This is a genomic window from Nocardia vinacea NBRC 16497 (assembly GCF_000308835.1).
GTDB classification, from domain to species: Bacteria; Actinomycetota; Actinomycetes; order Mycobacteriales; family Mycobacteriaceae; genus Nocardia; species Nocardia vinacea.
On record NZ_BAGN01000114.1, the window covers coordinates 19,905 to 29,886 of the forward strand.

General features: G+C 65.2%; 10 protein-coding genes. 5 read left to right on the plus strand and 5 right to left on the minus strand.

Annotation, left to right across the window (positions count from 1 at the left end; genetic code table 11):
• The first annotated feature begins 1 nt into the window (after position 1).
• Together ON44_RS15605 and ON44_RS15610 are read left to right on the plus strand one after the other, a co-directional pair.
• On the plus strand, positions 2-367 hold the full coding sequence (locus ON44_RS15605; protein ID WP_040690592.1) for an NYN domain-containing protein: 366 nt from the start codon (positions 2-4) through the stop codon (positions 365-367).
• Between the two features lie 57 nt (positions 368-424).
• A complete protein-coding gene (locus ON44_RS15610) occupies positions 425-1,069 on the plus strand; it encodes a pentapeptide repeat-containing protein (RefSeq protein WP_040690593.1) in 645 nt (214 codons plus the stop codon).
• Here ON44_RS15610 and ON44_RS15615 read toward each other — a convergent pair.
• Complete coding sequence (locus ON44_RS15615; protein ID WP_051182062.1) at positions 1,066-2,445, minus strand: bifunctional lysylphosphatidylglycerol flippase/synthetase MprF; 1,380 nt, start codon at positions 2,443-2,445, stop codon at positions 1,066-1,068. The genes ON44_RS15610 and ON44_RS15615 overlap by 4 nt on opposite strands.
• Positions 2,446-2,972: 527 nt before the next feature.
• Between ON44_RS15615 and ON44_RS15620 the strand changes: the two genes are divergently transcribed.
• Entirely contained in the window at positions 2,973-3,833 is an 861-nt protein-coding gene (locus ON44_RS15620; protein WP_040690595.1) for an SDR family oxidoreductase, read from the plus strand.
• Between the two features lie 128 nt (positions 3,834-3,961).
• Here the strand turns inward: ON44_RS15620 and ON44_RS15625 are convergent, their stop codons facing one another.
• Entirely contained in the window at positions 3,962-4,780 is an 819-nt protein-coding gene (locus ON44_RS15625; protein ID WP_040690596.1) for an NAD(P)H-binding protein, read from the minus strand.
• A gap of 83 nt (positions 4,781-4,863) precedes the next feature.
• On the opposite strand from ON44_RS15625, the gene ON44_RS15630 reads away from it, so the two are divergent.
• Both ON44_RS15630 and ON44_RS46805 read left to right on the plus strand, forming a co-directional pair.
• Positions 4,864-5,241, plus strand: coding sequence for a winged helix-turn-helix transcriptional regulator (locus ON44_RS15630; protein WP_245567171.1), 378 nt, complete (start codon positions 4,864-4,866; stop codon positions 5,239-5,241).
• 182 nt (positions 5,242-5,423) lie between these two features.
• Entirely contained in the window at positions 5,424-6,764 is a 1,341-nt protein-coding gene (locus ON44_RS46805) for a serine/threonine-protein kinase (protein WP_083897899.1), read from the plus strand.
• A 15-nt stretch (positions 6,765-6,779) separates the two neighbouring features.
• On the opposite strand, the gene ON44_RS15640 is transcribed toward ON44_RS46805, so the two are convergent.
• The 3 genes from ON44_RS15640 to ON44_RS15650 form a co-directional block, all read right to left on the minus strand.
• Positions 6,780-7,286, minus strand: coding sequence for a hypothetical protein (locus ON44_RS15640; RefSeq protein WP_157187167.1), 507 nt, complete (start codon positions 7,284-7,286; stop codon positions 6,780-6,782).
• A gap of 9 nt (positions 7,287-7,295) precedes the next feature.
• Positions 7,296-9,737 (minus strand): ATP-binding cassette domain-containing protein, encoded by a 2,442-nt coding sequence (locus ON44_RS15645; protein WP_040690599.1) that lies wholly within the window; start codon positions 9,735-9,737, stop codon positions 7,296-7,298.
• A gap of 14 nt (positions 9,738-9,751) precedes the next feature.
• The coding region (locus ON44_RS15650) for a hypothetical protein (protein ID WP_157187168.1) at positions 9,752-9,982 on the minus strand (231 nt) is incomplete at its 5' end.

The window sequence follows — 9,982 nt, forward strand, 5'->3', positions numbered from 1 at the left end:
GATGCTGATCGTCGTCGATGCCGCGAATGTCGTGGGCTCGCGTCCCGATGGCTGGTGGCGCGATCGTGCGGGTGCGGCTCGGCGGCTGCTCATGCGGTTGAGCACGCTGGACCTCACGCAACCCGCCGAAGTGGTCGTCGTGCTGGAGGGTGCGGCGAAGGCCGCGGGATCCGAAGAATTCGAAGGCGTGCGCGTGGTGCTGGCGGACGGTTCGGGAGACGACGCGATCGTCGACATCGTGGCCGCGGCCAAGGAGGAGGACAGGATCACCGTTGTAACGGCCGATCGTGGACTCCGCGAGCGGATCGAAGCCCTCGGCGCCGAATCGGTCGGCCCACGCTGGCTGCTGGACTGCATCGACCCCTGACCTGTCGGATCCGACTGGTAGACAAGGAGAACCGTCGCCGAACCCCGGAGGTCAACCGTGCCCAACGAACTCGAGGATCTGCCCTACGCGCGCTATCTCACGCCGCTGGAGAGCGATCTCGAACCCGAGGGCGACTACGACTGTGTGCACATCACCGGCGACGACATCGATGACATCGAGGCAGGCAATTCCAGGTTCTCCGAAACCGTCTTCACCTCGCTCGCGATCAACCGCGGCAGCCTGCGGTTCGCCCGCTTCACCGATGTCTGGCAACGCAACGTGCGCTGGGTCGGCACCGACCTGTCCGATACCGCTTGGCAGGACGTCGAATCGATCGCCGGTGCACTGTCGGGCGTCGATGCGGGCGGTGCCAACTTGCGTCGAGTGCGCTTCGAGGGCTGCAAATTCGACTCCGTGAACTTCCGCAAGGCCAAACTGCGCGAGGTGCAATTCGTCGATTGCGTGCTGCGCCACACCGACTTCGGTGATGCCGAGCTGACCAAGGTCACCTTCCCCGGCACCACCGTGGAAGGCCTGCTGATCAACCGTGCCCGACTGCAACAGGTCGACCTGCGCGGTGCGGCCCACCTCGATGTCGCCGAGGGCCTCGATGCCTTGCGCGGGGCAACCATCACCCCGCTCCAACTGCTCGATCTGGCACCCGAATTCGCCAAGGCGATCGGCATCACCGTCCGCGACTAGTACTGCTTGCGGTGCGGCACGAACTCCAAGGTGAGCAGGGCCGCGGCGGCCAGCAGCACCTCGCGCCAGCGGATCAGCACAAATCGCTGATCCGACATCGCTTGGAATTTGCGCAGGAATCGGTACAGCGATTCCAGCCGGATCAACGGATCGCCCAGGTGCACGAGCGCATAGATCAGCTTCCCGGTCCGCGACCGCTCCTTCTCGGCGAACAGTTCCGGGAAGGGGGCGAATGCCAGCGAGATCCGTTCGATCCCCTGCGCACGGGCGTGGTCGACGAGATCGATGATCATCCGCTCGTCCAGCCCGTTCGGGGCATCCTTGCGCCGCCACGGCACATCCAGGCTCAGCTCGCGGCCCCGCCCGGAGACGCCGTAGCGCTGGAAGCCCGCCACCCGCCCGTCCTCATCGCGGGCCAGCACCAGCAGCATGCCAGGATTCCGACCGTCCAACAGATGGTCGAGGATCATCGAGAAGCCGCGATTCTGCCGACCGGTACGCCACTCGTCGACGATATCCAGCAGTTCGGCCCGCAATGGTTCGGTCAGATCGGCCTCGCTGATGACCTCGGTGGTCACCCCGAAATTCCGGGTGCGGCTCACGCCCTGGCGCAGATTGCGGAAAGAACGCCCGACCATGGCGAATGTCCCGACATCGATGATCACATCGCGTCCGACCGGAATCGCGCGCAATCCCCGATGTTCGATCGCCCGATGCCGCCACATCTCGGCCAGATCCGGACTGGCACCGAGCACTGCGACCCGCCAGCCGTGATTTGCCGCGAATTCGGAGAAGTCCGTGAGCAGTGCCGGGAAGTCGGCGCGATCGCCGATCGGATCACCGGCGACCACCGCGATCCCGAAGCGGGCCCGATAGCCGATCGCCGCGGACGAATTCGTGTTGAAGTAATAGGACTTCGACGAATGCAGCGCGAATGCGGCGAGGGGATCACGTCGGGTGCGGCCGACGAGTTCGGCGACCCGATAAAAGTGCTCGGGCTGGGGCCGACTCGACTGCGGCAGCATCAGGATGAACCCGGTCGCGGCCAGGAAGACGAACCCGAAGCCCGGATGCGAGGCGCGATAGGCGGCGTTGGCGGCCGCCAGCACGAAGACTGCGATGGTGAAATGCGGCAGGGTGATCGGCCGACGCAGATGCAGCCCGCGCACCACGAACAGTCCGGCGATCGAAACGGCGACGAACCAGCCGTGGTCCACCCCCGGGGCGGCGCGACCGGCCTCGTAGACCAGCGCGATACTCATCAGCAACAGGGCGATGGAGATCACCGGGCGGACGGCCGGTGTGGTGGTGATCGAGGCATCGCGGTACACCGCGAGTGTGGAATTCCGTGCCGCCGCTTCCCGTCCCTCAGCCACGTCTGCACCCCGTTAGGCCGGCGGGTCCGAACAGGTTTCCCATGTGGTCCTCCCGATAATCCTGTACACGCAACAATATTGGGAACATGGGATGAGTGCTCGAACATTCCTGGCGCACCAAGATCATTGGAGTACGCCAGTGTTCGCTCGGCAAACCGCGCCAGGCTGAAGCTGGTGCGTCGGCCTCGATCGGACCGGGGCGAGCGCGCCGCTGGCCGCTCCAATCGAGTATGCCACCGCCGTGAGCACGGACAAGGGCCTTTCCGTGGCCATTTTCTCGACCAACGACCCTGGTATCGATACATGAGATCGGCTTCATTGCTTGTTTATCGCCTCGGTGCCGGTCTGTGTGAACGGCAGCGGGCGCTCCGGCAGGTCGAGATGAGCACGATCCATGATCGACAGCTATCGTTCAGCGAGCCGAGTATCAATCACATCTCGGTATCCGTCGGGTGGCCGAATATCGCGTCTGAGGCGGGTATCAGATCTATAGACAACAGTGTTCGTAATTGTCTATCGTTTGGTTCATGACGAAGTTCCCCGGCAAGAGCTGCCTGATCACCGGAGCGGCAAGTGGCCTCGGCCGCAGTACTGCGCTGGCGGTTGTCGCCAAGGGCGCCTCGGTCGTGCTGACCGATATCGATGATGTCGGACTGCGGCGCACCGCCGACGAGGTGCGTGCGCAGGGCGGTGTCGTGCACCTGGCAGCCCCCGCTGATGTCAGCGATTACGACGCCGTGGTGGCGCTGGCGGCGAAGGTGCACGCCGAGGTGGACAGTGTCGATATCGTGATGAATGTGGCAGGCATTGCCACCTGGGGGACCGTCGATCGGCTGACGCACACGCAGTGGCGGCGCACCATCGATATCGATCTGATGGGCCCGATCCATGTGATCGAGGAGTTCGTGCCGCCCATGATCGAGGCCGGGCGAGGTGGGCATCTGGTCAATGTGGCCTCGGCCGCGGGTCTCTTCGGGCTCCCCTGGCATGCGCCCTACAGTGCGGGCAAGTTCGGATTGCGTGGCGTTTCGGAGGTGCTGCGCTTCGATCTGCGGCAGCACCGGATCGGTGTCAGCCTGGTCTGTCCCGGCGCGATGGCGACGCCGATGGTGGACAGCGTCGATATCGCGGGCGTCGATCGGCAGGGCGCGGCGGTGCAGCAGGCGGTTTCGCTGTTCATGCGGCATGCGGTCACGCCGGAGCAGGCGGCCCGATCGATCGTGCGCGGGGTCGAGCGCAATAAGTACATGGTCTTCACCTCCCCGGATATCCGGGTCGGCTATCTCGCGCAGCGCTACTTCCCGCCGTCCTACAACCTCGCGATGCGCGGACTGAACTGGGCGATGAGCCGCTATATCGACAAGGCACCCGTGCCGACCGAGGTGTAACCGAACACGACCGGCCATGGCTCAGCCGCTGTCGGTGACCGGCACCATGCGCTGGTGTTGATGGCCTCTCGGACCGATACCGCCACCGGCGCATGGTGATCCCTTGACCAAATATCTTGGGGGCGGCGCTACTTGAAGGCCGCGGCGTTGCGTGCGGCCCAGGCGGCGAAGGTGCGGGGTGGGTGGCCCAGGAGTTGCTCGGCATCGGGGCTTACGCGTTGCTCGGCGGCCGATGGGGAGCCGAGGGCGCCGAGTGTGGCGTCCACGACCGGCTCGGGCAGATATGCCAGCATTTGGTTGCGGGCGTCCGTGCGGCTCTGCTCGATGAACCGTACCGACTCGCCGATGGCGTCCCCGATCGCCGCGGCCTGCTGTCGGGGGGAGATCGGAACCGGCCCGGTCAGGGTGTAAATGTTGCCGCCGTGGCCTGGCCGGCGCAGCGTGACGGCGGCGACCTCGGCGATGTCTGCAGGGTCGATGGCAGGTACCGCGACGTCGCCGAACGGTGCCACGACCACTCGCCGGGTGCGCACCGAATCGGCCCACTGCATGGAGTTGGAGTCGAAGTTGCCCGGCCGCAGCATCGTCCATTCCAGGCCCGACTGCTCGACGACATCTTCCAGCCGTGATGAATGACGTTGTGTGCCAACACCTTGCGAGGACAGCAGCACGACCCGCTGGACCCCGGCCGCTCGCACCACGTGCACGACGTCACCGAGATTGCCGTTCGCCATGAAATCGGGGGAGGTCAAGAGGAACACTGCCTCGGCTCCCTCGAGAGCGGGTACCAGGCTCGCGGGCTCGGCCAGATCGGCCTGGTGCGATCGGACTCCCGCGGGTACTTCGGTCACTCCTCGGGAAACGGCCGTCACTTTCTCGCCTGCCTCGACGAGGGCCCGCACGAGCGGTCGCCCGACATTCCCGGTCGCTCCCGTCACCACGATCATTTCCGTTCTCCTATCGCTGATTTCGCTGCGGACCCGGTCACGCTACTGTCGAGGAGGTAGTAGGTACCTAGAGGAAAGTGCCGGTGGAAGTGACCGAGACCATATCTGAGCTCCCGCCGGAACTCGCGTGCCCGATCACTCCGGTGGTCGACATCGTCTTCAGCCGGTGGACCACCCCGATCCTGTGGACGCTCAACGAGTTCGGGCGGCAGCGATTCGGCGAACTGGAACGCCGAATCGTCACGATCACGCCCAAGGTGCTGACGCAGCGGCTACGCCAACTCGAACGTGACGGGATCGTCGTGCGCACCTATTACCCCGAGGTACCGCCCAGGGTGGAGTACGAGATCAGCGACCTGGGACGCAGCCTGGCGCCGCTGTTCGCGTCGCTCGCCGAATGGTCGGTCAACCTGGACAAGGTCGAACAGGCACGGCTGGATTACGACGCGAAGCAGCGGTAGGGCTATCACTTGCACGACGCAAAGTGTTGGACGTAGAGGGCCGACTGCGCCGTGGCCTTTGCCCATGAGATTCGCAGCGGCGACCAAGGAAACACCAACGGGGAACCAAGTGGTCGGACAATATCCTCGGACAGTGCTAAACTCCGAAAACTACGACAGCTCAGCGTAATCGGCGAGGGAGAATGCTGAGACCATTGTTGCCGGATGATCCAACGGCTATCGGTACGTTCGTGTTACACGGCCGCCTGGGCGAGGGTGGAATGGGTGTCGTATTCCAGGGATTCGGCGCGGACGGCACTGTGGTCGCGATAAAGATGCCGCATACCCAATTGGCGCGGGATCCCGAGTTCCGGGCCAGATTTCGGCAGGAGGTCACCGCGGCCCAGCGGGTGCACGGACGGCGCATCGCGGAGGTGGTGGACGCCGATATCGACGCGGAGCGGCCGTGGCTGGCGAATTCCTACGTATCCGGGGAATCGATGGCAGAGGCCATTCGAGAACGCGGCGCGATGTCGTCGGCACAGCTCTACGATTTCGCAAGCGGGCTCGCCGAAGCACTCGAATGCATACACGGCGCGGATGTGATTCATCGGGATTTGAAGCCGGACAACATCATTCTGACCTGGGACGGCCCGCGGGTCATCGATTTCGGTATCGCCCGAATTATCGATGCCACCCGCCTCACCGAACCGGGACGCATCATCGGAACACTGGCGTGGATGCCGCCGGAAATGCTCGGCAACCAGGAGGTAGGGCAGCCCGCGGATATCTTCGCCTGGGGTGCGTTGGTCGCCTTCGCGGCCACCGGTCGGCCACCGTTTCACGCCGATACCCAGGCGGCGGTGATAGCGCGAATCATTCGAGACGATCCAGATCTCACCGACGTGCCCGGTCGATACCGGCGCATGGTCCTCGCGGCGATGACCAAGGATCCCGATGCCCGGCCGACGGCCCGCGAATTGGTGGATTTCCTTGCGGCACAAGCCAGGGACGAACGGAGCGGGCGGCGCAGACAAACGGTTGCGGAACCGGCCGATGAGCCCACCGCGCCGAACGAGGAGGCGAACGAGGTCGCCACGGCCGACGAAGTCACCTCGCGCCGGCCCGACAGCGTGCCCGCATCGAATGACGTCACCGAACTCGTAGCGGCCGAAGAAAGGCTGGTGCGGTCCACCGAGCCGCAACGTAGACGCTCCACGTCGCCACGCAACATCGTGGTTACCCCGGCCGATCGGCCTGCCGTCTACCAGGCGCCGCCAAGTCCTCCGGTCCCCAAACGCGATCCAGATCCCCGAACATCGATCGTCGTGATCATAACTCTCTTGTCGCTCTCAGGATTCGGCCTCGTGCTGGGGCCGACAGCGATCATTCGCGGACTCAGAGAACGAATTCATGCCCGACGCGCATTCGTCGCACCGCCCGCATCGGCCACACACTGGATCCGGCTCGGCTGGTTTTCCATCGTGATATCAATTGTGGCGCTCGTGATCGCATTCCGACTCGGTTCACTACATTCATCATGATTCGCCGCATGCGGATCAGTTCTGCGATTCGCTCTCCGAATTGAAGGTGATACTGATCAGCTCGCCGGGCATATATCGCTCGGGCCGATTCACCACGAAGAACTCACAGACCGCCGACATGCGACCGGAGCCGGGTTGCGCATTCGCGGAATCAGGAAAGATCTGGGCGCCACCGCCTTTCGCGGGCAAAGGCCGGTAGGTCACCGGCAACTCCGCACCGTCCCGCGTACCGAATTCCAGGGACGCGATTCCGCTCAGCCATACGGTTTCTCCGGTACGCAACTTGAACCCGGCACCATCGATCGTGCAGTACCGCAGCGAATTCGGTTCGAAGGTGAACCGTTGGTTTGTTCGCAATGTAATGGTTCCGCCCGGAATCCGTCCGGTACGCACCGTCGTCGGACGCGTTCCGCCTGGCTCCGGCGACTGCTGGACCTGACGGGGTGCGGCGGACGAGCATCCGGCCACACCGATACTCACCAGAGCAAACACGCTCAGCAGCAAGCGGATTCGTGATGTCATACCCAGCTCCTATTTCAGGGCCATCAGCTGTCGCCGCAGCACCCGAATGGTCGATGCGGTGGCGACGATCGCGATCACGACAAGCACCGCCGCAGCCGTCTCGACATGATGCAGATCGTGGGTCCAGATCAAATCGGCGAACAGCTTCTGCTGCCCAGGTGGCGGATCGGCCCCATCGGTGAGTCCGATATCGGCACCGAGCCCGGCCGCCGCCCACCGCGACGGCGCGGCATAGGCGAACGTCCGCAGTACCGCACCGGGCGTGCCTTCGAACGGCGGTGCGAGCCCGGTCATCACCACCTGCAGCGCCAGCACGCCCATCAGCACGAAAACCGCCTGGCGCAATGATTTCGAACATGCCGACACCAGTAGTCCGAGTGTCATCGCGGCCAGCGGCAGCGTAATCGCGAACAGCAGCAGACCGTAGGGCTGCGGCAGCACCGGTTTCGCGGGCCCGGACTTGATACCGAGATATCCGATGGTCGATGCCACCCCCAGCAGCACCGCGAGCGGTGTACAGGTGATCGCACGCGCCAACACCACCGACGCCGCCGAAATGCCCCAGCGCGCTTCACGTTCGATGACCACACGATCGTCGACGATGGCGGCGAACGATTGCGCCATCGAGAAGAAGGTGAGACAGACGATCAAAGCGATCATGACCGAACTGACCGCACGCGGATCACCGCCGAGCCCTTTGTCGGAAGCGGCCGCACCGAGCATTGCGGTCAAGCCGATGCCCGCCGCCGAACCCAGTGCGAGCGTGCGGATTCCATTGCGCTGGCGGGCCCATTCCCGGCCGATCAGGCGCGGCAGATGCCGGTGCAGGGAACCGCGCATCGGCGCGGGAACCGCATGCTCGGCCGGTTGCGGGATCGAGGATGCGGCGGGCTGACCGGCCTGCCGATCGGCGCGCAACCGGTCCATCACCTCCGCGTAGCTGTCGACGCCGAAGGCGCCCAGCAACTCGCGGGGTGGTCCGAAGAAGCCGAGTCGCCCGCGACCGGTCACCGCGAGCACCTTGTCGGCGCAGTCGACATTGACCATCGAGTGGGTGACGACAATGACCGCGCAACCGGTTTCGGCGACCACCCGCAACCGCTGCATCATGGCGCGGTCCAAGCCCTCGTCCAAGCCAGAGGTCGGCTCGTCCAGTACCAGCAACTGCGGATCGCTGAGCAATTCCATGGCCGTCGAGACGCGCTTGCGCTGACCGCCCGACAGCGTGTCGATCCGCTTGCCGACCTCACCCGCAAGCTCCATCTCGGCGAGCACGGTGTCGACCCGGGCCGCCCGTTCGGTTCGGGTGGTATCGCTGGCCGTGCGCAGGCCCGCAACCCACAGCAGTGCGTCGCGCACCGCGAGGTCGCCGAACATGGCGGGCTGTTGCGGCACAAAGGAAACCAGATGACTGGCCTGCATGCGGGAGGCGACCAGGTCGACTTGCCCGAGCCGCAATGAGCCGGCCGCCAGCGCGACCTCGCCGAGCAGCCCCGCGCACATGGTGGACTTCCCGGCCCCGGACGGTCCGATCACGGCAAGGACCTCGCCGCGCCCGAGTTCGAAGGTCAGATCGCGCAACGTGGGTTCGGTGCGACCCCGATATCTCAGGCTCACCCCGTCGAAGCGCAGCAGCGGCTCCCGCGCGATCACGGCGGCAGGCACCAGTGCCAGCTGCGCCGGGCCCGATACTTCGAAGATGTGGTGCGCCAACATGAATTGCTCGCCCACCCGCAGCCGAGCGTGCAGTACCGGCTTGCCGTCGACGAACGGACGCGCGTTGGTGGCGAGTCCGCGCAACTCCACAGCGCGCCCGGTCCAGCGCACTGTCGCATGTCGATGTGCCAGATCCAGTCCGGGCAAGGCGATTTCCGCGTCACCGCCCTCGCGGCCGATCGTGAGGACCCGATCACTCGGCACCGACCAGGATCCCGGGCGTTCGGGGGATGGCGGGACGGGTTGTCGCGGGGGAGTCCGATCGACAACCGGCGGTGATTGCGGCGGCGCATCGATGATCGTCCGGTCCGCGCCATTGACGACGCGCGCTCGCCGCGGAGGCCGTTTCGGTTGTGGTGGGGTCGACGGCCGCGGTTCCTGTGCCGCCGGACCGACAACGGTCGGCGGCGTGACATTCCCATTACCATCCGCATTCGCCACTACGAGGCGAAATATCCGACCGCGCACCACGATCCGCAGTTCGTGCACTCCCGCACCCTCGACCGCCGTCCAGTTCCGTTGGCCGATCGGCACATCATCGAGGGTCGCCTCGATCGTCGGATCCACGGCGCGGATGGCCCATCCGTTGACATGTCGGAATCGAAGCCACTGGCCTGTCGGTCCGTCGTCGCTGATCGAAATGTCGGCGCCGGATCCGGAGCCGAGGGAATGGGTACGCCCGGAGATCCGGTGGCGGATCGCACCGGTGGTGAGCAAAAGTGCGGGTTCGGACATCGGTTCGTTCCTGATCAGGCGAGCGCGATAACGATGGTGAGCAGCACGATGAACAGCGCGATCCACGCGACGACCACAATGGGTGAAATGCCTTGGGACGGTGCACTACTCGTCGGCGCGGGCGCGGCGAACCCGGCGAAGTGTGCGGCGCGGGTGTGCTCGTTCCAGGGTTCGCGCAGCGCGAAGTCGGTCCGCCGATACACCCGACCGTCCGGTCGCACCACCGACTGCCAGGGCCCAGCGCG